Source organism: Paenibacillus nitricinens (assembly GCF_052056485.1).
In the GTDB taxonomy this organism is placed as follows: Bacteria; Bacillota; Bacilli; order Paenibacillales; family Paenibacillaceae; genus Paenibacillus_AQ; species Paenibacillus_AQ nitricinens.
The window spans coordinates 1,518,557-1,543,698 of the sequence record NZ_CP183948.1; the positions used below are offsets into that span (position 1 = coordinate 1,518,557).

23 protein-coding genes and 1 pseudogene are annotated in these 25,142 nt (G+C 48.4%); 19 read left to right on the forward strand and 5 right to left on the reverse strand.

Going from position 1 to position 25,142, the window contains the following annotated elements; genetic code table 11:
* Nucleotides 1–87: 87 nt before the first annotated feature.
* Complete coding sequence (locus ACN6KS_RS06835; RefSeq protein ID WP_179281637.1) at nt 88–240, forward strand: hypothetical protein; 153 nt, start codon at nt 88–90, stop codon at nt 238–240.
* Between the two features lie 101 nt (nt 241–341).
* Here ACN6KS_RS06835 and ACN6KS_RS06840 read toward each other — a convergent pair whose 3' ends face one another.
* From ACN6KS_RS06840 to ACN6KS_RS06850, 3 genes are all read right to left on the reverse strand, one after another.
* Nucleotides 342–809, reverse strand: a complete 468-nt coding sequence (locus tag ACN6KS_RS06840) for an ASCH domain-containing protein (RefSeq protein WP_440961642.1) — start codon at nt 807–809, stop codon at nt 342–344.
* A 26-nt stretch (nt 810–835) separates the two neighbouring features.
* A complete protein-coding gene (locus ACN6KS_RS06845) occupies nt 836–2,809 on the reverse strand; it encodes an ABC-F family ATP-binding cassette domain-containing protein (RefSeq protein ID WP_440961643.1) in 1,974 nt (657 codons plus the stop codon).
* A 121-nt stretch (nt 2,810–2,930) separates the two neighbouring features.
* Entirely contained in the window at nt 2,931–3,098 is a 168-nt protein-coding gene (locus ACN6KS_RS06850; protein WP_156114741.1) for a hypothetical protein, read from the reverse strand.
* Between the two features lie 181 nt (nt 3,099–3,279).
* Here ACN6KS_RS06850 and ACN6KS_RS06855 point away from each other — a divergent pair, with 181 nt between their 5' ends.
* Nucleotides 3,280–3,657: a PH domain-containing protein gene (locus ACN6KS_RS06855; RefSeq protein WP_076298221.1), complete on the forward strand. Its 378-nt coding sequence runs from the start codon at nt 3,280–3,282 to the stop codon at nt 3,655–3,657.
* 121 nt (nt 3,658–3,778) lie between these two features.
* Here ACN6KS_RS06855 and ACN6KS_RS06860 read toward each other — a convergent pair.
* A pseudogene (locus ACN6KS_RS06860) lies at nt 3,779–4,121 on the reverse strand (chromate transporter); the annotation flags it as partial.
* A 207-nt stretch (nt 4,122–4,328) separates the two neighbouring features.
* Here ACN6KS_RS06860 and ggt point away from each other — a divergent pair.
* Both ggt and ACN6KS_RS06870 read left to right on the forward strand, forming a co-directional pair.
* Nucleotides 4,329–5,906 carry a gamma-glutamyltransferase gene (gene ggt, locus ACN6KS_RS06865; protein ID WP_440961644.1) on the forward strand — a complete coding sequence of 526 codons (1,578 nt, stop codon included), beginning with the start codon at nt 4,329–4,331 and terminating at the stop codon, nt 5,904–5,906.
* A gap of 194 nt (nt 5,907–6,100) precedes the next feature.
* Nucleotides 6,101–7,294: an amidase gene (locus ACN6KS_RS06870; RefSeq protein ID WP_440962374.1), complete on the forward strand. Its 1,194-nt coding sequence runs from the start codon at nt 6,101–6,103 to the stop codon at nt 7,292–7,294.
* A gap of 488 nt (nt 7,295–7,782) precedes the next feature.
* On the opposite strand, the gene ACN6KS_RS06875 is transcribed toward ACN6KS_RS06870, so the two are convergent.
* A complete protein-coding gene (locus tag ACN6KS_RS06875) occupies nt 7,783–8,166 on the reverse strand; it encodes a RidA family protein (protein ID WP_094871269.1) in 384 nt (127 codons plus the stop codon).
* A 239-nt stretch (nt 8,167–8,405) separates the two neighbouring features.
* On the opposite strand from ACN6KS_RS06875, the gene ACN6KS_RS06880 reads away from it, so the two are divergent.
* From ACN6KS_RS06880 to ACN6KS_RS06950, 15 genes are all read left to right on the forward strand, one after another.
* Nucleotides 8,406–9,980: a PucR family transcriptional regulator gene (locus tag ACN6KS_RS06880; protein ID WP_440961645.1), complete on the forward strand. Its 1,575-nt coding sequence runs from the start codon at nt 8,406–8,408 to the stop codon at nt 9,978–9,980.
* 39 nt (nt 9,981–10,019) lie between these two features.
* Complete coding sequence (locus ACN6KS_RS06885; RefSeq protein ID WP_440961646.1) at nt 10,020–11,138, forward strand: XdhC family protein; 1,119 nt, start codon at nt 10,020–10,022, stop codon at nt 11,136–11,138.
* Nucleotides 11,080–11,652 (forward strand): NTP transferase domain-containing protein, encoded by a 573-nt coding sequence (locus ACN6KS_RS06890; protein ID WP_179283703.1) that lies wholly within the window; start codon nt 11,080–11,082, stop codon nt 11,650–11,652. Before ACN6KS_RS06885 ends, ACN6KS_RS06890 begins: the two co-directional genes overlap by 59 nt.
* Nucleotides 11,653–11,889: 237 nt before the next feature.
* On the forward strand, nt 11,890–13,047 hold the full coding sequence (locus tag ACN6KS_RS06895) for a BMP family ABC transporter substrate-binding protein (protein ID WP_440961647.1): 1,158 nt from the start codon (nt 11,890–11,892) through the stop codon (nt 13,045–13,047).
* A 109-nt stretch (nt 13,048–13,156) separates the two neighbouring features.
* Nucleotides 13,157–14,689 (forward strand): ABC transporter ATP-binding protein, encoded by a 1,533-nt coding sequence (locus tag ACN6KS_RS06900; protein WP_440961648.1) that lies wholly within the window; start codon nt 13,157–13,159, stop codon nt 14,687–14,689.
* Nucleotides 14,686–15,828 (forward strand): ABC transporter permease, encoded by a 1,143-nt coding sequence (locus ACN6KS_RS06905; protein ID WP_440961649.1) that lies wholly within the window; start codon nt 14,686–14,688, stop codon nt 15,826–15,828. The genes ACN6KS_RS06900 and ACN6KS_RS06905 overlap by 4 nt, the downstream gene beginning before the upstream one ends.
* A gap of 3 nt (nt 15,829–15,831) precedes the next feature.
* Nucleotides 15,832–16,761, forward strand: coding sequence for an ABC transporter permease (locus ACN6KS_RS06910; protein WP_280787521.1), 930 nt, complete (start codon nt 15,832–15,834; stop codon nt 16,759–16,761).
* A 56-nt stretch (nt 16,762–16,817) separates the two neighbouring features.
* On the forward strand, nt 16,818–17,717 hold the full coding sequence (locus ACN6KS_RS06915; RefSeq protein ID WP_440961650.1) for an FAD binding domain-containing protein: 900 nt from the start codon (nt 16,818–16,820) through the stop codon (nt 17,715–17,717).
* A gap of 33 nt (nt 17,718–17,750) precedes the next feature.
* Nucleotides 17,751–20,045, forward strand: coding sequence for a xanthine dehydrogenase subunit D (gene pucD / locus ACN6KS_RS06920; protein ID WP_440961651.1), 2,295 nt, complete (start codon nt 17,751–17,753; stop codon nt 20,043–20,045).
* On the forward strand, nt 20,032–20,586 hold the full coding sequence (locus ACN6KS_RS06925) for a (2Fe-2S)-binding protein (RefSeq protein WP_094871249.1): 555 nt from the start codon (nt 20,032–20,034) through the stop codon (nt 20,584–20,586). Before pucD ends, ACN6KS_RS06925 begins: the two co-directional genes overlap by 14 nt.
* The gene (gene uraD, locus ACN6KS_RS06930; protein WP_440961652.1) at nt 20,573–21,094 is read left to right on the forward strand and encodes a 2-oxo-4-hydroxy-4-carboxy-5-ureidoimidazoline decarboxylase; all 522 of its coding nucleotides are present in this window, start codon (nt 20,573–20,575) and stop codon (nt 21,092–21,094) included. Before ACN6KS_RS06925 ends, uraD begins: the two co-directional genes overlap by 14 nt.
* Nucleotides 21,095–21,112: 18 nt before the next feature.
* Nucleotides 21,113–22,063, forward strand: a complete 951-nt coding sequence (pucL, locus tag ACN6KS_RS06935) for a factor-independent urate hydroxylase (protein ID WP_440961653.1) — start codon at nt 21,113–21,115, stop codon at nt 22,061–22,063.
* Nucleotides 22,063–22,467 carry a hydroxyisourate hydrolase gene (uraH, locus tag ACN6KS_RS06940; protein WP_094871244.1) on the forward strand — a complete coding sequence of 135 codons (405 nt, stop codon included), beginning with the start codon at nt 22,063–22,065 and terminating at the stop codon, nt 22,465–22,467. Before pucL ends, uraH begins: the two co-directional genes overlap by 1 nt.
* A gap of 34 nt (nt 22,468–22,501) precedes the next feature.
* Nucleotides 22,502–23,896: an allantoinase gene (locus tag ACN6KS_RS06945; protein WP_094877418.1), complete on the forward strand. Its 1,395-nt coding sequence runs from the start codon at nt 22,502–22,504 to the stop codon at nt 23,894–23,896.
* Entirely contained in the window at nt 23,893–25,134 is a 1,242-nt protein-coding gene (locus ACN6KS_RS06950; RefSeq protein ID WP_440961654.1) for a Zn-dependent hydrolase, read from the forward strand. Before ACN6KS_RS06945 ends, ACN6KS_RS06950 begins: the two co-directional genes overlap by 4 nt.
* Nucleotides 25,135–25,142: the final 8 nt, after the last annotated feature.

Here is a 25,142-nt window from a genome sequence, read left to right on the forward strand (position 1 = left end):
AAATAAAGTCAATATTCTAAGTTTTTGGGTCGAGCGGTCTACATTTTTTCCTCTACTGTGACGATAAGAATTTTAGGAGGGGATCGCATGGAACAAGAAGAGCTGAGCATTCCATTAAAACAGGAAAATGTTGTGCGTCCTGCAGAGGGCAATATTGCCACTGGGCTGATTTGGGGTATTTTAATCAGCATTCCGTTATGGATCTCTGTGATTGGCTGGATTCTGGGGTTTTGGCGCTGAGCCGTATTTTAATTATTATCTAACTCTAATAGTTGTATAGTATACATCAAAGGCGGTCTCTTCCTAACGGAAGAGGCCGCCTTTTTAGTTTCTTGAGTTTCTTATGATTTCGTAAATACCAGTCTAAAGTTCTCACAAACCACCTTCATTTTTGGATCAAAAGGCTTCTTCAAGAACGCTAAAGATTCTCTGGAGAAGAACTTCTCATGCTCATGGCGCCACGACTCCAGCGTTCTGTCATCCTCGCCTTCGCTATAGGCAAAGTCAGCGCCTACCTCATCAAAAGGAGTAATTTGCACATCTGTCGTAACGATCACAGCTTGTGGATTACCGTGGCCATCGAGCAGAATACTGTGTCGGCCAATTTCAGGTAGTGTCTCGTCGGAAATTGCATAAATTTCATAGTTCGAAGCGGTGCCAGTCTTGATCCCTTGGATCACCAGATCCAATAGTTCATCGGCCATTTGAGGACTGTCACCAAAGGCCCAAGCCTCGTAGTTAGCCGCTGCTTGTGGATAAAGCTGGGTATATTCTTCCCAAAAAAGCTTAATCTTCGTTTCGTTGCTCATATCCGTATCTCCTCGTTTAATGATCGTTAATGTCCCGCAGTTTCCATCCAACCCGCATAAAGCTCATCTAGTTGCTCTTGCATTATATCGCGTTCTTTTAGTAGCTCCGCAAGCTCTGCCGCATTGCTACTAATCTGTGGATCTAGCATTTTTACATCAATTTCCTCAAGCTGTTCCTCGACCTCTGCAATAGCCTTCTCCCAGTCGAAGTGGACGCTCTTCTTGCGGGAACTGGACGAGTTAGCTGTAGTAACATTCACTGAACCGCTAGATTGAGGCTTACCGGAGCGTGATGAAGTTATTCCTTCTGAAGAGGAAGGTTTAGGTTGATCGGGAACAGAGGCTGATGCTGCTGATGCTGATGCCTTCTCAGCTTGTTTCTCCTTGTAATACTCATAGTTGCCGTTGAAAACTCCAAATCGTCCACTTTCAATGGACCAGAGCTTATGGAACAGACGATTAATGAAGTAGCGGTCATGGGATACGGCCAGTACTGTACCTGGGAATTCCTCTAAAGCTTCCTCCAGCGCCTCGCGGGAGTCAATATCTAGATGATTCGTTGGTTCATCCAGAATCAGCAGGTTCGGTTTACGATGCATCAGCACAGCGAAACGCAGGCGGGTCCATTCCCCTCCGGATAAATTCGTGATGTCTTTGAATACATCGGCACCATAGAATAGGAAACGCGCGAGCTGTCCGCGAGCTTCGCCCTCTTCTAGTCCGGCTTCTTCACGGAAGTAACGGAGTACAGATTGTTTGTTGTTTTCAGGGACGGCCTCTTGCGCGAGATAACCGACAACGGCTCTTGAACCCAGTGTACAATTTCCAGTATCTGGCGTTTCCTGACCTAAAATAATTCTTAATAGTGTACTTTTTCCTGCCCCGTTACCACCAATAAGCGCCGTAGTTTCTCCATAGCGAAGGACTTCATTTGCGTCTGTAAAAAGGCTCCGCTCTCCATATGCTTTACCGACATCCTCCAGAATGACAACTTGATTGCCGGAACGATCATTTTGCTGTAGCTGCAAATCCATCGACTTGCGCTCCAGAATAGGACGTTTAAGCTTCACCATGCGATCCAGAGCTTTTTGCATGGAGGCTGCTCTCCGGTAAAAAGCAGGATTAGGAGGCGTCCCGCGATTGCCAAATTCGATGAGACGTTTGATGCTTTCCTGCATTTGTTTTATTTTTTTCTGCTGCTCTTGGTAATCAGCGAATTGTTGAAGCAGACGTGTTTCCTTCTCTACCTGATAGCCGCTGTAGTTGGTATGGAAGGTAAAAGCCTCGCCATCCTCAATCTCGATCACTTTCTTGACTACAGCATCGAGGAAATAACGATCATGGGAAATGGCTAGCACTGTACCGTCATAGCTCTGTAAGTACTGCTCTAACCACTCGATGGCGTTCATGTCCAGATGATTGGTTGGCTCATCGAGTAGGAGTACATCGGGTCTACGCAGCAGCAGCTCTGCCAGTCCGACTTTAGTTTTCTCGCCGCCAGAAAGAGTGGAGAAGAGTCGGCTATATTGCCCAGCGTCGATTCCTAAACCAGTGGCCACTCGCTGAATTGTGGATTCAATTTCGTAGCCTCCTGCGGTCTCAAATTTATCCTGAAGGCTACCGTATTCTTTCAGCAGCCGATTCCATAGTGTTTCATCTGTCCCGGTATTGAAGGTGGACATTTCAAGCTCCAGCTCTCGCAGGCGTTGTTGCCATTGCAAAGGTTCAGCAAAGCTACGCTGTAGAACTTCATATACGGTTTCTTTCTCGGCAACCTCTTGAATTTGAGCCAGCATTCCTACTACACTACCTTTGCGAATGGAGATTTGCCCTTGATCGGGGCGCTCTTCGCCATTCAGTAAGTGGAAAAGCGTAGTTTTACCGCAGCCATTGCGGCCGATTAGACCGATTTTTTCTCCTTGGCGGATATCGAAGGTGATGCTATTTAGTATGAGCTGTGCACCGTGGTATTTTTGAACATTTTGGCATTGAATAATCATATATATTCTCCTTTAAGAATGCCCTTTGCACCGCCAGAACCCTAAATCGAAATTGGAATTCTGTAAAAAACCATAAAAAAAGACCGTAGGGAAATTTCCCCACGGCCTTATCATTCTCCGGTTAACTGATCCGTCCGGGTGATGGCAGGAAAGGCATTTCACAATTGTGTAGTGTTATTAAATTCATGGAAATGGACAGACTTCTCCCGTTATCGCCATTTACATGAGCAATGCCAGCTATCGCTTTAGGTAGCCGACTCATAACACTATTGGTCCAATTGTGATCCATTCCTTCCACACCCCTTTCTTAACAAATTTAATGACAGTCTAAACAATAATCGGAAATTTAGCAAGTAAAAAGATGGCAGATAGAAGTTTTACACTGCATAGAATATGAATTGTGGAATAATATGGTTCTATGTGTGGGGAGACGTGCCACTAAAAAATAACAGATGAAAAGGGGAGGTTATATGGCGATTTTTGACGGATTGATGGGCAATGCATCACAAGTAAATCTAGCGGAGGTACAGCGGGAATATGCACAAATTCTTGCCCCTCAAGAGAAAATTGAACGAGCCTACAAGCTGATTAGAGATATGTTTATTTTTACAGACAAACGACTGATTCTAGTGGATAAACAGGGACTGACGGGCAAAAAGACGGATTATCATTCCATCCCGTACAAAAGCATCTCGCATTATTCCGTAGAGACGGCAGGGCACTTTGATCTGGATGCGGAGCTATGTATCTATATTTCCAGCAGCACTGTGCCACTCAAGAAGACCTTTAATAAATCTGTGAATATTTATGAGGTGCAGGCGGTATTGTCACAATATATTTTAAAATAGTTCAGTTAGACAGTGTAGCGGAGTACAAGATCCCCATACGTAAAAGCGGCTAAGATGACTAAGGCAGGATGTACCTTAAGCCGCTTGATAGCCCAGAATGCGATTACTGCAATGAGCGCTTTCCAGCTACTACCCTTGAGCTGCTTAAATAATTCACAGCTGATAACAGTATGATTATGACCAGGCAGCTAGGTAAAATATGTGCCGGGACTGACAGTATAGCCCCCCCTAACTCCTCGAAGTTTATACCCGAGATAAGCCGCCATCTTGGTGGCAATAGGCCCTGGTAGTGCCTTTGCAATCGCCAATGTCTCCCCGAATTCGTCATCACTTAGCCAAGTGTAGCGAGCTGCCGCATTATGCCGGATGAATGGAATTACCGAAGGTCCTCCGCCATAGCCGACAATCCCAGTTCTGAACATGGCGATAGCTATTTGTACATAATCTTTATGGATGGATATCATGTGAGATCTCCCCTTGTTTTTAGAGCCCATTCTATACAATTCATATGTGTGAAGCTACGTGGTTGACTAGCAATTAGCTAATCTTTGTGCATGGATCACAAAAAAAGGATGTTAATTTTGCGGGTTAGTGTAATCGATTGACAGGGGATTTTTATGTGATGTTAAATGACGTTAAATGAGTGGAAAGTTTATAGGGAGATGGGGAATATGGCGGAGAAACCTGTAATAGGCACCAAAACAATGGTCGTCAGCCCTCATTATTTAGCTTCGGCTGCGGGTGCGCGCATTTTGGAAAGAGGAGGAAATGCCTTTGATGCGGCAGTGGCGGTCAGTGCTACGCTCGCTGTGGTCTACCCGCATATGACGGGGCTTGGTGGGGATTCGTTTTGGTTGACCTATTGCGCGCAAGAGGCGCGTGTTCGGGTGTATAACGGAAGCGGACGATCGGGTTATGGAGTCCGCAGAAGTTGCTTTGCCGGGGAGGGAGCTATCCCGAGGCGGGGGATCCGCAGTGCCATCACCGTGCCGGGGATGGTGGATAGCTGGGATGCCATGCTCAGCAAGTATGGCCGTTTAACGCTGGCAGAGGTGCTGGAGCCAGCCATCGGCTATGCTCAGAGTGGGTTTCCGCTGTCGCCGGACCAGCGGAATAATACGCTGCTTGCTGGAGCAGCGTTGTCAGCGGAGGCATCCGCGATATATATGCCGGGCAGAGTGGTTGTGACTGCTGGATCGAGATTTCAGCAGTCACAACTGGCGGCAACCCTGAAGACGTTGGCTGCGGGTGGACGGGACGCTTTTTATAAGGGGAAGATTGCAGAAGATATTTGTGATTATATGCTGGCAGCCGGGGGTTATCTCACTCGGGATGACTTTGCGGATCATCAGGGGGATTGGGTTGAGCCGATTCATACGGAATATCACGGGCATAGGGTGTATCAAGTGCCGCCAAATTCTCAAGGGTTTACGGGGCTGATGAGTCTTAATATATTGGAGCATTTTAATTTCGGAGAAATCGAGCATGGCTCATATGATTATTATCACCTGCTTGTTGAGGCGCTGAAGCTGAGTTTTCGTGATCGGGATAGAGTGCTTACAGATCCGGATTTTAGTGCTATTCCTTTGGCGCAGCTGCTGGATAAGAACTATGCAGGACAACTAGCCTCTACGATCTCGATACAAAAAGCAGCGCAGCTGACAAGTCAGCCTATCGGTAGTGATACCGCATATGCTGCGGTTGTGGATGAAGAGGGGAATGCGGTCTCTTTTATTCAGAGTCTGTATTTTGAGTTTGGCTCTGGTGTGGTGGCTGGGAATACAGGGATTCTGCTTCAGAATCGGGGTTCGTTTTTCTCGCTTGATCCGAACCATATCAATACGCTTGAACCTCATAAGCGCAGCTTCCACACACTGATGCCAGCCATGGCCTGCCGAGAGGGTAAACCTGTGATCCTATATGGTACGCAAGGTGGTGAAGGTCAGCCGCAAACTCAAACGTTGCTACTTACAAGGATGCTGCATTATGGGATGAATCCGCAAACGGCTGTAAGTGAACCGCGTTTTGTATGGGGGAGAACGTGGGGTGAGCCTACGCAGGAAATGAAGGTGGAGGGCCGGGTAGCAGATGAGGTGCTGTCTGATTTAGAGGCGGCTGGTCATATTGTCCGGAAAGTGGACGCATACGACGGGATCGTGGGTCATGCCCACGCGATCTCCATAGATGACAATGGATATCGTAGTGGGGGGACGGACCCGCGCTGCGATGGCGCGGCGATAGGTTGGTAGGGTGAGATGCTCTCTCCAAATCCCCCGAATTGCTCCTTCCGTTATTTGGTAGGAAAGATATCGTGAGACGATTCTCGGAAAGGCAAATGGGAAAATCCTAGTTTAACGGAGCGATAGGTTCTTAATAGAAATGACGGATGACCGGTTGATTAAGATCTTAGAAGGAACGGTGAGGTGAGGGTGGAGCTATGATTCTGGATAATCGGTATGGTGCGTTCATAGATTCTGAGCTAACAGTCGGACGGTTAGGGAAAGGGATATTGGACGGAATGACCTTTGCTGTAAAAGATGTGTATGCGATAGCAGGGCACAGCCCTTCTGCAGGTAATCCAGATTGGTTACGGAGCCACAATCCCTCTACAGAACATGCGGCAGTAGTTCGCCGGCTTCTCCAGTCGGGAGCGACGCTTCGAGGGGCGACTCATACGGATGAGCTGATGTACAGTCTGGGTGGTGAGAACCATCATTATGGAACGCCGATAAATCCCCGTGCCGCAGGTTGTATCCCGGGCGGTTCTTCTAGTGGATCGGCAGTAGCCGTAGCTTCTGGTAGTGTTGATTTTGCTCTCGGAACAGATACGGGTGGTTCTATTCGAGTCCCTTCTGCGTATTGCGGAGTATATGGCTTTCGACCGACACATGGTGTGGTGGATCTGAAAGGCGTGATCCCGTTATCACCGCAATTTGATACAGTAGGCTGGATGGCTGACCGTATGGATGTGCTCCAGAAGGTTGGGGAGGTTTTACTTGGAATTGGGCGCATGGATGAAAAAGGGGATGATTCACAAAAGAAAATGGGAACTTTATTTGTCGCTACGGACTGTTGGGAATTGGTCGTTCCAAAGGATGTGAGTATTCTAGCGGATGGATTGAACTGCTTGCGGACTGGTGCTGATCATTTCCTCAAAACTGAAATAGCTCCAGAAGGATTGAAGGTCTGGATGGATGTTTTTCGAGAGTTACAGGGTAATGAAATCTGGACAACCCATTGCGCCTGGATTGAAAAGGTAAAACCATTCTTTGGGCCAGATATTGCAGCACGGTTCTCTTGGGCTGCCAGTTTAGCTGACAAGGACCACAGTATCGCTCTGAATAAACGAGCGGAGATTTCAGCTCAATTGCGCGGATTGCTAGGAGAAGATAATTGTCTTGTGATTCCAACAGTACCTGGTCCTGCTCCACTGCGTGGAGGGGGGTTGCGTCAATTGGAAGAGAACCGTAGTGGAGCGATGATGTTGAGTTGCATAGCCGGACTGGCAGGTCTTCCTCAGGTAACATTACCTATGCTCTCTACAAATGGACTGCCGCTGGGATTGTCGGTTATCGCCGGACATGGGCAGGATCTTCGGTTACTCTCATGGGTGAAGGAGGTATGGCGGCGACCTTGAGATGACGGGACCTGATGGGTTTTGAGATGATAGGTGAAATTGGTTTTTAAAAAATGATCTCAATGTGATGAAGTAGGTTCAATAATGATGTGTTAGAGTAAAAGATAAATTCAGCGCTCAAAAGTTGGCTTAAGACCAGCGTTTCAGTAAACACCTCCATGTGAAGAAAAAGAACGGTATAAATCCCGTAGAATGTGTGGAATCGGCTCATATAGCTCAAAATAACGGTATAAGTCCCGTAGAATGCGCGAAATTGGCTCATATAGCTCAAAATAACGGTATAAATCCCGTAGAATTCGAAAAATTGGCTCATATTGCAGGGAAGAAGGGCAAAAATGCCCCGGAATCCAGTAATTCCGGCCATATTGCAGGAAAAAGGGGCAAAAATGCCCCACGCCACAAAGGTCAGCTATGACACGCTCGCGGTTCACTCTGAACACGCAAACAAAGCACCTTCCGTGAAGAAGGTGCCATGCCCCGTCCGAGCTCTATTCTACGAATGCTTCGACTTCTATTTCTACTAACAATAGTGGATCAATAAGCGCCTTTACCTCTACCATGGTTGCTACAGGCTGAATATCTTTGAAGAATTCGCCGTGTGCTTTGCCGACTTCTTCCCAGCGTGAGATGTCTGTCACGAACATTCTTGTTCTAATTACATGCGACAAATCAGCATCTAGCTGGTTTAGCGCTTTTTCGATGGTATGTAGAATGAATTTCGTCTGCGCGTATGGATCTCCTACACCCACTACTTCCCCGTCTTGCATGGCTGTTGTTCCTGCGACTTCGATACGATTGCCGATTCGGATGGCGCGAGAATATCCAACCACCGACTCCCAGGGTGAACCCGTAAACACTTGCTTTTTACTCAAAAGATCCCCTCCAAATCCATCCTAATGTTGTCCGATCTAATTATACCTCTAACACAAGTGGTGTGAACTAAAGTTTAATGATTCATCAGATACATATATTCAATGTAATATTAACTAACATAATTATCATTAAATTTTAATTTCACTCTATCCAAGGAGGTTCATTTTAATTATAATGTTACATAAAATAACATTATAAATCAGAAATGGTTCTATTGATCCTAAAAAGGAGGGATGGCATGCATCTTACGGTTGAAGAAGCGTTGTCCATTTATCCTTTGTCCGAGGCGAAGCTTATCGCGGGGTCCAAGGGGAAACATCGAATTGTGAAATCGATTAATGTGATGGACGCACCTGATATTTCGGATTGGATCAAAGAAGGCGAGATGCTGCTAACGACAGCCTATTTAATCAAGGATAATCTGGAGGATGCCTCTGCTTTGCTGCAAACACTGAATCGAAGGGGCTCGTCGGCCTTGGGTATTAAGCTGGGACGATTTTGGGATGAAGTACCGGAGAAGCTAATCGCAGAAGCGGAGAACCTTAGCTTCCCCTTAATCCAATTGCCGTTCCAGTTCACTTTTTCGGATCAAATGAATGGCCTGTTTCGCGCCGAGCTTAGCCGGAGTACTCATGTTTTGCAGGGCATAATGGAGAAGCAGAAAAAGCTGATGCAATTTGCCCTGCGATCTGTCCGCAGCCGTCCACTGTTTGACTCGGTGTCTGAAGTGATTGGCCATTCACTTGTAGTGGTTAGCGCACACGGGGATGTAATTTATAACAATTCTGAATATCAGACGTCACAGCTGCTGGAGGGTTGGCCCTGGCAGAAGCGTAATCAACGTTTTCGTGTAGAAGCTCGTACGGGTTATCGAACACCACTAATGCAAGGAGAAAAGTGTTCGGGCTATTTATTGTATTGTTCCATTGACCCTTTATTGCTCCCGGTGGAAGAGAGCTTGTTCGTTCAGGGCGCTGAACTTATTTCTTATCATATTCATTCAGGATACGAGGATTATTTTGAACAGGCAGAACATAGGGAATTCAGTGGATTGCTGAGACGTTGTCTAAATGGTAACTTATCTTACGCCGATTTAGCACAGGCTACGCTCGAATTGGAAATTGAACTGCTTCAGTCGCCATTTCAACTGGTATTAACTGATATTGTTGCGACTGTTGAAGACCGCCAAAGTGAGCTGCTTAGATTAAAAGAAGAATACACTGAACACCCCGTATTGCGGGAATCAACGGCCATTCATGTGATTGTAGACCAAGGATTATTGTCCATCTATCCGGCAACACTTCAGAGTCCTGAGCAATTTCGGGATGTAATTCAGGCTTGTTTTGACAACCTGAAGTTTGACAAGGGGGATTATCCACGAGCTGCGATAAGTAGTTATAAAGTGAAGCCGGATGGGCTGAAGGAGGCTTTTGCGGAGGTGAAGGAATGTATGGGGATGCTTCAGTTTGAGGGAGTGCATGGGAATGTTGTACATTATCGGCAGCTTGAGCTTTCCTTGCTTCTTGGGCAAATCCCGACAGAGGTCATGGAGAAATATTGCAACGGAACGCTTAGAGGACTGCTTAGCCGTGAGCCGGAGTATGTACGAGAAATGCTGCGGACGCTGGAGGTTTATCTAGAGAACGATGGGCATGTCAATGAGACAGCCAAAAAGCTGTTTATTCATCGGAACACGGCTACCTACCGAATCGAGAAGCTTAGTGAGCTCCTGGACGTCGATTTTAAAAAAATAAATGATCTAATGAGGCTGAAGCTAGTGTTCATGTTTCGGAGAATGCTTGGGCGGGACTAAGGACTGGGTTGAAATGCAAACACGGAGGAGGGGAACCTCGTGAATACACATGAGATCGCAATGCATATTCAAACCCATAAGGCACCTGCGGTGCTGGCGACGTTGATAGAAGTAGAGGGGCATTCGTATCGTAAACCCGGGGCAGTGATGCTGTTTTTTGAAGGGGGCACGATTGGAAGTCTGAGTCCAGGTTGTCTGGAAAGCGATCTGCAGCTACGTACCTCTGGAATATGGGAACGAGGGCTGCCCGAAATTGTGGAATACAATATGTTGTCTCCGGATGATTTGTCCTGGGGTGAAACTGTCGGGTGTGGGGGCAAAATTAAAGTGGTGCTTGAACCCGTGCAGGGTGAGCTCTACAAGCTTTTAGTGCAGGCGAGTGACAGATTGGCGGCGGGAGAGTGCTTAGTTCTGTTCCGCGAAGCAGTGGAGAAAGGTTTTGCCTATAAGCTGGAGCCGGATACTTCGCTATCGCAGAACAAGAACCGTCCAAAATTATCCCCCTCGGCAAAAGAAAACCTAGCGACAGGTCACTTTATGGCCGCTCCAGCAGAATTGACAGCATTCGATACGTCTTTCGTGCCCAAACCGCGGCTTGTGATTTTTGGCGGGGGGCGTGATGTGGTTCCGATTGCGGAGCTTGCCGACAACGTTGGCTTTCGGGTTGCGGTTGCGGATTGGCGCGAAGGAAGCTTGCACAATAAGTTTCCTCGAGCTGAACAGGTAATTTGTTCCCCTATGGAGGTTGTTCAGCGATTGGGCGTAGCTCAGGAGGATTATGTATTGATTTGCAGTCATCAGCTTGGGAGAGATAGACAGTTCCTGGAGAGTGTGATTCCGCTTGCTCCTTTATATATAGGGATTATCGGGTCGAAGGTGCGGATATCTCTTTTACTGGAAGAGCTTGAGGCTCCTGCATCTTTGCATGCGCCTGTAGGGTTGCCCATTGGTGGAGAAGGTCCGGAGGAAATTGCGGTCAGTATTATAGCTGAAATTATTCAAATTAGAAGGGCGGGCTCACGAGAACTGCCCAAAGGAGTGGAGAGTATTGAAGGTAGCAGGAATATATTTGGCAGCGGGGCAGAGCAGGCGGATGGGCGTGTCCAAGGTTTCACTGAAATTGTCGCAGGAGGTCTCACTCGGGAGCGTCGCGCTTAGTGAATTGGATCGTTGCAATCTAGAACCGCTAATCGTGGTAGTGCGTGCGGATGACAACTTGGAATGGCTGCCACCCGCGATTGAACCGCAAGGATCCAGACGTACCGAAACTTGCTTAACCGCACATCTAGGATTGTCTTTTTCACTGCGCTGCGGTCTTAATGCGGTATTGCCTTTGCAGCCCGATGCAGTAGTTGTGGCGCTTGCGGATCAGCCATTTATTACTACGGCATTAGTGAATCGTTTAATACAAACGTTTGAACAATCACCGGACATGGATTATGTGGCTAGTGTCAGCAATGGGTCAGCTATGCCACCGGCTTTATTTTCGAAGACGTTGTTTCCAGTACTACAGGGATTGGATGGGGATCGCGGAGCGGCAGCGATTTTGCGTTCGCCTGATTATAAGGGAATCGTTCTGGAGTCTGAATCCACCCACTATTTCATGGATGCAGATACAGAAGAGGATTTTGGTGAGATTCAGGAGCAATGGATACTGAGGAACGAAAAATAGAAATGTAATCGAAAAGTGATCTGAGTAAGTGTTCTTTTTTCGCCTTTAGTCATATAATATGACACGGATCTCACCTTTGAAAAACCAGTTAGTGCATACCACACAAAAAAAGCTCTAATTCTTATCATCTAACACAAACGTATGTTATATAAATTTACGCAAAGACCACCTCTAAGTATAGTAGAAGTACATTAATGGTTGCAGCCATGATGAGAGATGATTTGGAGGAGGAGAATTATGATAAAAAGGGGTCAGTTCATAACATCTTGTCTTGCATTAATAGTTCTGATGACGGTGGCTTTGGTGGGGTGTGGCAGCAATAAAACTTCTACAAATGCAACGGAGGCACCAGCGACAACTACAGCGGCAACAGATGCAACTGCAACAACAGAACCGGCTGCAAAGAAACCGACGGTTGCTTTTGTGTATATCGGTCCTCCAGGGGATGGCGGCTATACGTATCAACATGATCAAGGGCGGCTGTATCTGGAGAAGGAGCTTGGAATTAAAGCTGACTTTGTAGAAAATGTTCCTGAAAGTGCCGATGCGGAACGAATCATTACAGAGCTTGCGCAATCACACGACATCGTGTTTACAACGAGCTTCGGATATATGGATTTTACTTTGAATGTAGCAGGCAAATTTCCCAATGTGAAGTTCATGCATGCTTCTGGTTATAAAACCGCAGAGAACATGGGGACCTACTTCGGGAAGAATTATCAAGCCAGTTATTTGAGCGGTATTGCGGCGGGAAAAATGACCAAAAACAATCAGCTGGGTTATGTCGGTGCTTTTCCGATCAGTGAAGTAATTTATAACTTGAATGCTTATACCCTTGGCGCACAAAGTGTCAATCCGGATGTGAAAGTGAATGTGGTTTGGACGAATACATGGTATGACCCGACGACTGAACGCCAAGCGGCAATCAGTTTGCTGGATAAAGGGGCGGATGTGCTTTTGGCTTATCAGGATTCCCCTGCTACACTGCAGGCTGCTGCTGAACGGGGCGCTTTTGCCGGAGGAAATGACTCGGATATGAGCAAATACGCCCCGGATAATTATTTAACGAATCCAGTATGGAACTGGGGTCCTTATTACGTAAAAGCTGTGCAGGCAGTTATAGATGGAACATGGAAGAGCGAGCAATATTCCGGTGATATGGCTGACGGTATGGTGGAGTTGGCTCCTTTCGGGAACAAGATTCCAGAGGATGTGAAAAAGCTTGTCGAAGACGCCAAAGCCAAAATTATCAGCGGTGAGCTTGAGGTTTTCACAGGTCCGATCTCAGATAATCAAGGGAATGTGAAGGTTCAGGAGGGTCAGAAGCTGACCTTGGAGGAAGTGCTGGGCATGAACTGGCTCGTAAAAGGTGTGGAAGGAACCATCCCACAATAATAATAAAAAATACTGAATAAAATGTGCACAATCTATGGGTGGGGCGGGTTCCGTTAAGCGGAAACTTGCCCACCCGTACTACAACTTGAAGGAAGGAGGGGCACAGGCCATGCGGGGAACTTCAGTTGAAATGCGGGGGATTGTGAAAAAATTTGGCTCGGTAACCGCCAGTGATCAAGTCGACTTTTCGGCAAATGCGGGTGAGATTCATGCGCTGCTTGGTGAGAATGGGGCAGGTAAAAGTACGGTGATGAGCATGCTGTCAGGGGTGTATAGAGCAGACGAAGGAGAAATCTTCATTCATGGGAAAGGTGCTCAGATCCGTTCTCCTAAAGATGCTGCGCAGCTAGGTGTAGGTATGGTGTTTCAGAACTTTAGGCTGGTGCAAAGCCTCACAGCAGCAGAAAATATCGTGCTTGGCGAAAAGTCGTCTTTCTGGCGCGGCCGTAAGTGGATGAAGAACAAACACAAGGAGATTGAGGCATTAGCGAAAAGGTTTGGACTGAATTTCCCGGTGGATCGCCCGATCTGGCAGTTGTCCGTGGGTGAGCAGCAGCGTGTTGAAATCGTTAAGACGCTGTATCGCGGGGCTGACATTATTATTCTGGATGAACCAACCTCTGTACTGACCCCGGGAGAGGTGGAACAGCTATTTGAAACACTGCGGGTCATGAAGCAGGCAGGAAAGACGGTCATTATGACGACTCATAAAATGAAAGAGGTTATGGCGTCCTCCGATCGGATTTCCGTCATGCGCAAAGGAAAAATGATCACCACGCTGACTACGGCAGATACAGATGAGTTAGAGCTGGCTCGTCTGATGGTGGGCAAGGAAATAACCATCACCCGTCAAGAGCGGGAAGCCTTTGAAGGGGATTCTTTATTAGAAGTGAAAGATGTGGACGTATTTGCCGATCACGGGCGAAAAGCATTGGATCACTTCTCACTGAACGTATGTAAAGGGGAGATTGTAGGCGTAGCTGGGGTAGCTGGCAACGGGCAAAAGGAACTAGCTGAAGTGTTAACAGGTCTTAGAGGCTGGAAAAGTGGTGAAATCACGTTTGATGGACAGATGGTGAAATCGGCTTCGGTTAGAGGGGCAATTGATTCAGGAATCTCCCACGTGCCGGAGAATCGGATGAAGAGCGGTTTAGCTGGACGCCTCGGATCGGTGGATAATCTTTTGTTTAAGTCTTACCGCTCAGAGGAGCACTCCAAATTCGGTTTCCTGAAGTCTGCGAAGAACCGTTCGTGGTCAGAGGAACTGGTCCAGCGCTTTAACGTCAAAACACCTGAGCTGGATACACCAGTTCAGCAATTGTCAGGTGGTAATCAGCAGAAGCTGCTGTTTGCACGTGAGATCAGCCATCGGCCGAAGCTGATGGTCGCTGTTCATCCAACGCAAGGGCTGGATGTAGGTGCTGCGGCTGGTGTTCACGACCTTCTTATGGAGCTGCGTGGTTCAGGTAGTGGCGTGCTGTTAATTTCGGAGGATTTAGATGAATTGCTTCAGTTGTCTGACCGGATTCTAGTAATCTACAACGGCTCCATTATTGGTGAAAGTACACATGGGGAAGCGAATCGGGAGCGCATTGGTTTATTGATGGCTGGTATTCATAACAGAGAGGAGAGCGCCGTATGAGCCTGGAGAATGGAAGAAATACTGCAGCAGCTGTACTAGAGCCCCTCCCCTCACACTCTGGAAAACGATTCTCTTTACGTTTGGAATACGATGCCAGCCGCATCCGTTCTCCTTGGTGGACTCCTATTGTATCTATTATTCTAGCGTTATTACTGTGTGCCTTATTTATCGCAGCAAATGGGATGAATCCGGTACTGGTCTACGAGAAAATGTTCCGTGGTGCATTTGGCACTACGTATGGCCTTACAGAAACGATGGTTAAGGCGATTCCCTTACTCCTGTGTGGGCTTGGGATTGCGGTAGCTTACCGCATTTCCGTATGGAATATTGGAGCGGAAGGTCAGCTGACCGTTGGTGCTATGGCGGCTACCGCGGTCACGATTTATTTTCCTGATTTATCTTCATTCTGGTCTTTATCTTTAATGCTGCTATTTGGCATTGCGGCGGGAGCGCTTTGGGGATTGCTGACCGCTATCCCCCGGACGCATTTTGGAGTAAATGAACTTATCACTTCATTAATGCTGAATTATGTTGCCCTATTGGCGCTCGATTACGTGGTATTCGGACCCTGGAAAGATCCTAAAGGGTTTAATTTCCCCGGATCGCCAATGTTTACTGCGGCTCAGTCGCTGCCTGTTCTCGGAAGTACAAGACTTCATATCGGACTGTTATTTGGACTTATCGCCGTTGTGATTTATTACTTCATGATTCGTTTCACCAAGTGGGGCTACGAGCTCCGTCTGATTGGGGCCAATCCTGTTGCAGCCAGATACGCGGGGATTCCTATCAAGCGCCATATTATTATCGTCATGCTGATTAGTGGGGGGCTCGCGGGTATCGCTGGAATGGCTGAGGTCTCAGGTGTTACACATAAGCTGATGCAGGGCATCTCCCCGGGATATGGGTATACCGCTATTATTGTAGCTTGGCTGGCTAAATTGAATCCACTCGGTCTAATCGTTACTTCTATTCTATTCGGTGGCTTAATTGTTGGCGGATATAGTGTTCAAACCATCGGGCTGCCCTCATCGATATCTGAGATGCTGCAAGGCTCTATCCTGTTTTTCTTGATTGCTGGCGATATGATCTATCGCTTCCGCATTCGCCGTAGCCGGGTTCAGCTGAAAGGGGGGAGATAGGCAATGGATTTTACAACACAGCTACTTATTGCCGCTATTTCCGCAGGGACTCCGCTGCTGCTGGCTACGCTGGGAGGCATTCTAAATGAACGAGCCGGCATTATCCAGCTTGGAGCTGAAGGATTAATGCTGATGGGAGCAGTCACCACTTGTATCGTGTATATTCGCTCCGGAAACCTGCTGCTGGCTCTGCTGGCTACCGTAGCTGTAACGGCTGTGCTTGGATTGCTGCATTCTTTTCTCTGTGTGACTCTGCGGGCGAATCAAACCATGTCCGGTCTTGCGATGACCCTGTTCGGCAGTGGGTTGAGCGCTTATCTAGGCAAACCGATCAGCGGCATTCCTTTGCCGGGAACCTCCCCTAAGCTGCATCTGGCTTGGCTGGAAAATGTACCGTTCCTTGGAAAAATATTCGGCAATATGGATTACCTAACCTGGTTCAGCCTGCTGCTAGTGCTTGTTTTGCATCTACTAATTCACCGCACTTCATGGGGCCTGCATTTGCGGGCAGTCGGAGACAGTCCGGCTACCGCAGATGTGATGGGGATCCGTGTGCAGCTTATCCGCTACAGTTATGTGATCATCGGCGCTGCCCTCATCGGTATGGCCGGAGCGGATATGGTATTAGCTTACGCGCCAACCTGGAATGAAGGACTGACGGCCGGCCGAGGCTGGATTGCGATAGGGCTAGTGATTTTTGCCAGATGGAATCCGCTGCGTGCCTTGTTCTGCGCCTACTTTTTTGGGGCATTGGATTCGCTTGGCTTCCGTATTCAATTGCTGGGCAGTGCAGTCCCGCCCTATTTTCTCAAAATGATTCCGTACCTTGTGACCATTCTAGTCCTGATGTACCTGGGGTACCGCAACCGCAACAAACCATCCGGCACACCGGAGGCGCTCGGAGTGCCTTATATTCGGGAACAAAGGTTTTAAGGCAAGCTGCATGAGGAGGCATCAGCAATCTGGTACTCAAAAAGGAGGCGGAGTGTATGGGGGTCTTACGGGAAGAGGAAGGAAGGTTACCTGATGTAATTCAACCCCGCAGCCTGCACGAAGCTTGGGAGAGAAAGATAGCACTTGGAGAAAATGCCCAATATGTCGCGGGAGGGACACTGCTGAGAACAGGGTGGGAAAGCGGAACGGCGCTTATGCCGAAGCAGTTGATTGATCTCAGGCAAATCCCAGATCTCGCGGATATCACTTTGACGGAGATCCACTTATCTCTTGGCGCTCTTGTCCCACTTTCACAGTGCCGAAGCAATGAGCTTGTGCAGGCAGTGGCTCCAGCGCTGCAAGAGGCCGCACGTTGCATAGCGGCTCCATCAGTGCGTTATCTAGCCACGCTTGGTGGCAATATCGCTTCTGGCTTCGGTGATATTCTACCCGCGTTACTGGTATATGACGCTGAGTTGATCTCCTTTGACGGTAAATTTATGACGACACTACCGTTGACAGAGTGGCTAAACAATCACTGGAGTGGGATGAAACCTGCGGCAGATCTAGTGGCTGAGCTTCGCATATCACCTGCTCGCCGAGAGAATCCATTAACAGATAGACTTGAAATTTTTCGCAAGGTTGGCCGCAGGGAAGCTTTCACTCCTTCACTTGTAACGGTAGCAATCTCAGCTTCGATCGATGAGGAACATCGTTTCCGCGAGGTTCGTATCGCAGCAGGTGGGGGCTCTGGGCGGCCGCAGCGGTTAACCAGAGCTGAAGTTATGCTTGAAGGCGTGGGGTATACAGAGGAGCTGTTGGCTTCTCTATATGAAGTGGTTGAGAACAGCTTTGAGACGTATAGTGATCCCTTTGCAACAGAACTTTACAAGAAAAAGAGTGCTGGAAATTTGGTTGTATCTGAGCTGTGGAAGGCTATGAATATACGGAGTTAAGAGGTGAATAACCCACGAAAGGAGAGAGGGAAAATGCTGCTGAATAAGGAATCCAGCGGGAGCCGCTGGCGTACACGGCCCGACGGAGAGGGCAAGGTATCCGGCAAGCTGCAGTATTTGACCGACATGAGGGCGGAAGGTATGTTGATTGGCCGCGTGCTCCGCAGTGAGCAGGCACATGCTCGTATTTTGTCCATACGCATTGAGAAGGCCATTGAAGTCCCTGGTGTACACGCTGTAATTACTCATGAGGATGTGCCCGGACTTAACGGCTTTGGCATAGCTTTGCCGCATCAACCAGTATTTTGCAGCGATCGTGTACGTTACACTGGCGATGCGATTGCGGCAGTCGCGGCTGAGACGGACGAAATTGCGGAATACGCCTTATCTCTTATCGAAGTGGATTATGTGCTTCTACCACTGTTGGAAGATCCGGAAGAAGCCATGAAGAAAGCTGCTGTTCTTCTGCATCCCGAGGGAAACGTGCTTCATCATACGGAATACTGCAAGGGCGAACCGGGAGCGGTATTTAAGGATTGCTGCCACGTAGTGGAGGAGACCTACTACACACCTCGCCAAATGCACACCTATATGGAGACTGAGGGCGGATTGTTTATCCCCGAAGATAACGGACGGCTTACCGTGTATTCAGCTACACAACATGGGTTAATGGATCGCATGCAGCTATCCAGAATTCTGGCTATTCCTCAAGAAGATATTCGAGTCATCTCGAGTCCGATCGGCGGGTCCTTTGGAGGAAAAGACGAGCTGAATGTACAACCGTATGGTGCGCTGCTCGCCTTGCGGACACTCCGTCCGGTAAGACTGCATAATTCGAGAGCTGAATCGGTCCGTGCAGGACTTAAACGTCACCCTATGAAAATCACCATGAAAACTGGCTGCGATCACGAAGGAATCATCAAGGCGCATCAGGTCAGAATTATTTCGGATACGGGGGCTTACGCAACGCTCGGTGCGGAGGTGCTCAACTTCGCGACAGAACATGTAATGGGCCCTTACATCATCGATCATATAGAGGTGGAAGGTTTCGCTGTATATACCAATAACGGTGTGTCCGGTGAATTTCGAGGATTTGGCGGTAATCAGGCGATTTTCGCGTTGGAAGGACAAATCGATCGTTTGGCTGAGCGATTGCAAATCGATCCGTGGGAAATGCGCCGCCGCAATTTGCGTAAATATGGAGATCTGGGGCCCCTGGGTCAGGAAGTTGCTCAGACCGATGGAGCCTTTCAGGTGTGGAAAGCATTGGCGGACTCGCCTTTAATGACTAAGGTATCTTCTACAGACAGCAGCTTAGGCTTTGTGGAACCATGGATCGTCACCGGAACGGGTGCTGCAATCGCTATGCATGGTGCAGGACTTGGTTATGGTATTCCGGATCCCGCGGGTGGCCGGCTGTCTCTGACGCTAGAGGGCAAGATTGAGGCGGTGTTTGGTTACGAGGAGTTTGGCCAGGGTTTAATCGCAACCATGGAACAAATGCTGATAGAACAGTTTGGCTTCGCAGCAGAGGATCTAAGTATCGTCATTGGCGATACGGACGTCGTGCCCGATAGCGGATCAAGTACGGCTTCGCGATCAACTAGCATGATGTGGATGGCCCTAAAACGGCTACGTCCAGACTTCACGGCTCGAGTGTTGCAGACAGCTGCTACGATAAAGCCGGAGCTGGATGACTATGAAATGAAGCTCGGTCCTGGCGGCATTTGGCTAAAAGACGGCGGTCTGCTTCTGACTTACAAGGACCTGGCACAGCGAATTTCAGAACCCATTGTCTGTAATACAAAGTTTACTTATCCAACCACAACTTTTAAAAGAGTGGGAGCACATTTCCTATACACCTATTCGGCTATCGCAGTGCGCGTGGAAGTTAATCTGCTTACAGGACGTGTCCGTGTGTTGGACCAATATCATGCGGTAGCTGCGGGGCCGGTGGCTAATCCGCAAGGGTATCTCGGGCAGATCGAAGGTGGCAGTAGTATGGCGGTGGGCTTCACCTTGTCAGAGGATGCTGTAATGTTAGGCGGTAGCTATGTCACCAAAAATCTAGACACTTATTTGGTGCCGACCATTGCCGACATGAACGGCAGCATTCAGGTGCAGCCGATAGAGGATTTGCCAGATCATGATACGTATGGTCCTCGCGGCATTGGAGAGGTGGGTTCCGTCAATTTAGCTCCGGCAGTCGCATCAGCCATATTTCAGGCAGTAGGGAAACGGGTAACTAAGCTGCCCATTGATCCCGAATGGCTGCAATCTACGCCGTTTATTCCACAAAAGGCGGTGAATATCCATGCCGAGCTATAATCCCATTTCAAATCTAAATGAAGAGGACCCTAACCCCGCATCGTCTGAGGAAGCTTTTACAGAAGAGAGGTTCACCTTCAAGTGCAGCCTCAATGGCAAAGCAATATCCACCGTGATTCCTCCTTCCCGTAGGCTCTTAAATGTTATACGTGAAGATTTGGAGCTGACCGGAACGAAGCGCTCTTGCGAGATTGGCCGTTGCGGAGCCTGTATGGTGCTGGTCGATGGACATCCGGTGAATTCATGTCTGATGATGGCCTATCAATGCTCAGGTGCCGAAATTACAACAATTGAGGGTCTTAGTGAGGCGGGGCTGCATCCCGTTCAGCGTGCTTTTTTAGAAGAAGGCGGGTTCCAATGCGGTTATTGTACGCCAGGGATGGTCATCTCGGTGGTTGCCCTGCTGGATGAGAATCCGCATCCTACTCAGGCTGAAGTAGAGGAAGCTTTATCGGGTAACATTTGTCGCTGTACAGGATACGGAGGCATTTTGCGAGCTGTCAATAAAGCTATAGGAGGTGGAGTGGATGGTCGTTTCTGAATACAGGTACACGCTGGAAGAGATAAATGCCATGAGGATAACGGATTTTGTGAAGCATCTGGGTGGCATTTTTGAACATTCACCGTGGGTAGCAGAGGAGGTTTATAAGCAGATCCCGTTCCATTCTATAGAGCATTTGCATAGTACCATGATGCAAACCGTTCTGAGTGCTGATCGTAGCCGAATGGAGGGACTATTAAAAGCTCACCCAGATTTGGCGACTAGGCTTCAGGTTACACCTTTGTCAGCATCAGAGCAGCAGGGAGCCGGACTAGATCGGCTAACAAGGGAAGAGTTTGATCTTTTGAATGATCTGAATAGAGAATATACAGAAAAATTTCAGTTCCCTTTTATTCTAGCTGTGCGTGGTAAGAACAAAGATGACATCATTAATGCCATGGAAGCACGGGTAGAACGTTCACCACAGGAGGAATGGGTGCAGGCTTTTTCTGAGATCGGCCTTATTACGAAATTCCGCCTAAGTGATTTAATCATTCATTCATCATAATCGGGGAGGGCGTCAGCCATGCTGGAACCAATGAACGGACGTACTATGTTTTATGGAAAAAGCGATGTTCTAACCTATCGTACCTATGCCAAACCGCTGGCCGTTACCCCTGTTCCCGAATCTTCCTTTACGGGCTGCGACAACATTATATTCGCGCATAATATTACATTTGCCGTTACGGGTGAAGCCTTTCTTCCTTCATTTTCAGAGGGGGATAATTCAATGGTCGTAGCTACTGATTCTATGAAAAATTTCATTCTCCGCAATACCGCTGACTACACGGGCAGCACAACGGAAGGATTACTGCAGCTTCTGAGCAGCCGTTTTATCGATAGATACAGTCATGTCACCGCGGTTTCGGTTTCCGCAGACCGGTTACCTTTTGAACAGGTAATGGTGCCCGGGGGTGAGGGGCTTAGGCAGAGTCATTTAGTGCTGAGGCACTCCAATAATGAATCCTATTCGGCTTCGCTGACAGTAAAGCGTGGGGAAAGTGGGACTGAGGTTGTTGCTCATGAATGCCAGTTGAAGGATCTACAGCTGATAAAAGTGAGCGGAAGCTCGTTTTATGGATTTGTCCGAGATGAATATACGACATTGCCAGAAAGCTTTGACCGTCCGCTTTATATTTTTCTGAATATTAACTGGACCTACATTAATGTGGAGCACGCTTTGGATGGAGATCAGGGTCAATATGTGGCTGCGGAGCAGATTCGTGATATCGCCCATAGTGCTTTTCATGAGCTCAACAGTCCATCAATCCAATCGTTGATTTATCAAATTGGACTGCGCGTGTTGTCCCGTTTTCCACAGCTGGCTACCGTTTCATTTGAGTCCAATAACCGGACTTGGGAAACCATTGTTGAGCCTGAAGAAACTAAAGGTGGGGTCTTCACCGAACCTCGTCCACCCTATGGTTTTCAGGGCTTTTCTGTCAGCCGTGCAGATCTGGCCGGAGAGACAGCGTAATGAGCGGGCGGCTTACCACCCATGTGCTGGATCTGTCGCGGGGCATTCCTGCTGCAGGACTGACGCTTCAGCTCTGGAAGCTTACGGATGGGATGAGCAAGCTTCTGTGTGAAAAAGTCACGAACAGTGACGGGAGGCTGGATGCTCCGCTGCTGGAGGGAACCGAGATGGAGGCTGGTTGTTACGAGCTGCTGTTTATGGTCGGCGATTACTATCGTAGAGCCAATGCCAAAGTGTCAGCAGCTGGCATAGAAGTAACAGAAAGCTCAGTAGACACTCAACGTGAGATGTCTTTTTTTCTAGAACAGATACCTATTCGATTTCATATAGAGAGCTCCATGCAGCACTACCATGTACCTTTGTTAGTAGCTCCTGGTGGATACAGTACGTATCGGGGAAGTTAGGAGAAATTTAACGACCAGTGGAGGTTGGCAGCTCATGAAGGAATCCTACGAACTTGTGATTAAGAACGGGAATGTAGTGCTGCCCGATCAGGTGCTTAAGCTGGATATTGCTGTATCAGAGGGACGGATCGTCGCATTGGGTGAGGAGCTTTCGACTGGACCGCTGACCCATGTCATCGACGCAGATAGGCTCTATGTCCTCCCCGGTATGATTGATATGCATGTGCACTTTAATGAGCCTGCGCTGGGACATTGGGAAGGCTTTCGCAGCGGTTCTGCCGCTTTGGCAGCTGGCGGCTGCACAACCTATGCAGATATGCCGCTTAACGGCAATCCACCTACGGTGAACGAGATGGCACTCCATCAAAAAGTGAAGGCGGCGGCGGGTAATTCCGCGGTTGATTATGTGCTGTGGGGTGGTCTCGTTCCAGGAAATCTGGATGATTTGGAAGCATTGGCAGCTGCCGGGGTCACTGGCTTCAAAGCTTTTCTCTCTAATCCCGGAGGGGAGGGTGAAGGCAGATTCCGTGAAGTGGATGAGGATACACTCTATCAAGGAATGCAGCGAATTGCTGCTTTGGGCGGGATTCTTGCCCTTCATGCCGAAAGCGAGGCGATCACGGCAGTGCTGACCGCTGATGCCGTGCGAAATGGGAGAAGCAGTGCGCGTGATTTTGCGGCTTGCCGCCCTGCTGAAGCGGAGCTGGAGTCAGTGTCCAGGGCACTGCTGTACAGTGAACGTACTGGATGTCGGGTGCATTTTGTCCATATCAGCACTGCAGCCGCCATAGAGAAAATCTATGAAGCCAAGGTTCGAGGACTGGACGTTTCGGCTGAAACCTGTCCACATTATTTGGTGCTCACAGAAAGGGATATGGAGGAGCTAGGACCTGTGGCGAAATGTGCCCCTCCATTGCGAAGTGTACTGGAGCAGGAGAAGTTATGGGAAATGCTCGCCCAGGGCAAAATCGACTTAATCGCTTCAGATCATTCACCCTGTCCGACGGACTTGAAGATGAACCCTGAGTTGTCTTTTTTTGAGGCTTGGGGTGGAATCTCAGGTGCCCAAAGCAGCTTAGAGCTTATGTTCCATGAAGGTGTAAATGTCCGGGGATTGCCAATTACATTAATCTCTCGCCTGCTCGCCGGGCATCCCGCAAAACGCTTTGGGATGGAGCATCTTAAAGGCACTATCGCGCTAGGACTGGATGCCGACTTCGTACTGCTGAATCCAAACACAACCTATACGCTGGCTGCTGAAGATTTGTTATACCGTCACAAGCATAGTCCTTACATCGGAAGAACTCTATCCTGCAAGGTAGCTGCTACGATAAGCCGTGGCCGGGTGGTCTATACCTCTGAAGAAGGCGTACTTGCTGAGGAAGGTGGACAGTGGCTGCAGATTAGGAAGGAGCAGTACAGCCTATGAATGATTCCAGAGTGCAAGCATCGCCCGAGAAGCTGCTCAAGCTCCTGGAGGAGCTGGCGGCATATACCGCACCTGGGCCGGGAGTTACTAGATTGCTATACACGGAGGAATGGGGGCGGGCGCAGATCTTTTTGCAGCAAAAAATGGCTGAGTGTGGTTTAAAGGTTACCACCGATAAGGTGGGCAATGTTTATGGGCGCCTGTGTGGACGCAGTCCGGAGCAAAAGGTCATATTAACCGGATCACATATCGATACCGTGGTCAATGGCGGCAAATATGATGGAGCTTATGGGATCGCCGCAGCCATGCTTGCGCTTCAAGATTTGCAGATGAATTATGGTCAGCCGAAGCGTACGCTTGAGGTCGTATCTTTTTGTGAAGAAGAGGGTAGCCGATTTCCCCTTGCTTATTGGGGATCAGGTCATGTCACGGAAAGATATGACGGAAGCGAGGCAGAGACCTGTATGGATGCAGATGGAGTAACGTTACAGGCAGCAATGGCGGAATCCAGCCTTTTGCAAGGTGTAACAGATGAGACTGGAGCCAGAAATGATATTGGCGCTTTTGTAGAGCTGCACATTGAGCAGGGAATTATTCTGGAGAAAACAGATACGCAGATAGGGGTAGTTCAGGGGATTGTTGGACAGAGACGCTATATGATCAAGGTCAGTGGTGTGGCTAATCATGCGGGAACAACGCCGATGTTGATGCGGCACGATGCACTGACTAGTGCGGTAGAAATGCTGTATGTACTAGAAGGTGCTGCTATAGCGGCAGGTGATCCGCTCGTAGCAACCTCAGGCAAGCTTGAGGTGTATCCGAATACGCCAAATGTGATTCCGGGTGAGGTTCTTTTTAACTTAGATATCCGTCACAGTGAAGAGGATGAACTAGAGTGTTTCTGTGAGTGGCTTTTTTCGCAATATCATGAAATCGTCGCAAAACGTGGAGTAACCTTGGAGGTTACGCCTGTGCTTCATACACTCCCTACACCTATGGATACTAAGCTCTCTACAGCGCTGGAGAATATCTGCCTGGAACAGGGCAAAACCTACCGCAGGATGGTCAGTGGAGCAGGACATGATGCCCAGCTCTTTGCGCCGCGTTGCCCCACTGCGATGATTTTTGTACCAAGCCGTGCTGGGATCAGCCATTCACCGGAAGAGTATACCTCTCCTGAACAGCTCGCTGCTGGGCTTGAGGTGCTGACTGCCATGTTATACGAGTTAGCTTATTAAAAAGAGTT

Bases quoted from the DNA above. Each gene is read 5' to 3' on its own strand.
- ggt (WP_440961644.1), top strand. From the start codon at position 4,329: ATGGCGGAGAAACCTGTAATAGGCACCAAAACAATGGTCGTCAGCCCT.
- ACN6KS_RS06905 (WP_440961649.1), top strand. From the start codon at position 14,686: ATGAGCCTGGAGAATGGAAGAAATACTGCAGCAGCTGTACTAGAGCCC.
- ACN6KS_RS06895 (WP_440961647.1), top strand. From the start codon at position 11,890: ATGATAAAAAGGGGTCAGTTCATAACATCTTGTCTTGCATTAATAGTT.
- ACN6KS_RS06900 (WP_440961648.1), top strand. From the start codon at position 13,157: ATGCGGGGAACTTCAGTTGAAATGCGGGGGATTGTGAAAAAATTTGGC.
- ACN6KS_RS06840 (WP_440961642.1), bottom strand. From the start codon at position 809: ATGAGCAACGAAACGAAGATTAAGCTTTTTTGGGAAGAATATACCCAG.
- ACN6KS_RS06925 (WP_094871249.1), top strand. From the start codon at position 20,032: ATGCCGAGCTATAATCCCATTTCAAATCTAAATGAAGAGGACCCTAAC.
- ACN6KS_RS06845 (WP_440961643.1), bottom strand. From the start codon at position 2,809: ATGATTATTCAATGCCAAAATGTTCAAAAATACCACGGTGCACAGCTC.
- ACN6KS_RS06945 (WP_094877418.1), top strand. From the start codon at position 22,502: ATGAAGGAATCCTACGAACTTGTGATTAAGAACGGGAATGTAGTGCTG.
- pucL (WP_440961653.1), top strand. From the start codon at position 21,113: ATGCTGGAACCAATGAACGGACGTACTATGTTTTATGGAAAAAGCGAT.
- uraD (WP_440961652.1), top strand. From the start codon at position 20,573: ATGGTCGTTTCTGAATACAGGTACACGCTGGAAGAGATAAATGCCATG.
- ACN6KS_RS06910 (WP_280787521.1), top strand. From the start codon at position 15,832: ATGGATTTTACAACACAGCTACTTATTGCCGCTATTTCCGCAGGGACT.
- pucD (WP_440961651.1), top strand. From the start codon at position 17,751: ATGCTGCTGAATAAGGAATCCAGCGGGAGCCGCTGGCGTACACGGCCC.
- ACN6KS_RS06880 (WP_440961645.1), top strand. From the start codon at position 8,406: ATGCATCTTACGGTTGAAGAAGCGTTGTCCATTTATCCTTTGTCCGAG.
- ACN6KS_RS06850 (WP_156114741.1), bottom strand. From the start codon at position 3,098: ATGGATCACAATTGGACCAATAGTGTTATGAGTCGGCTACCTAAAGCG.
- ACN6KS_RS06835 (WP_179281637.1), top strand. From the start codon at position 88: ATGGAACAAGAAGAGCTGAGCATTCCATTAAAACAGGAAAATGTTGTG.
- ACN6KS_RS06855 (WP_076298221.1), top strand. From the start codon at position 3,280: ATGGCGATTTTTGACGGATTGATGGGCAATGCATCACAAGTAAATCTA.
- uraH (WP_094871244.1), top strand. From the start codon at position 22,063: ATGAGCGGGCGGCTTACCACCCATGTGCTGGATCTGTCGCGGGGCATT.
- ACN6KS_RS06915 (WP_440961650.1), top strand. From the start codon at position 16,818: ATGGGGGTCTTACGGGAAGAGGAAGGAAGGTTACCTGATGTAATTCAA.
- ACN6KS_RS06950 (WP_440961654.1), top strand. From the start codon at position 23,893: ATGAATGATTCCAGAGTGCAAGCATCGCCCGAGAAGCTGCTCAAGCTC.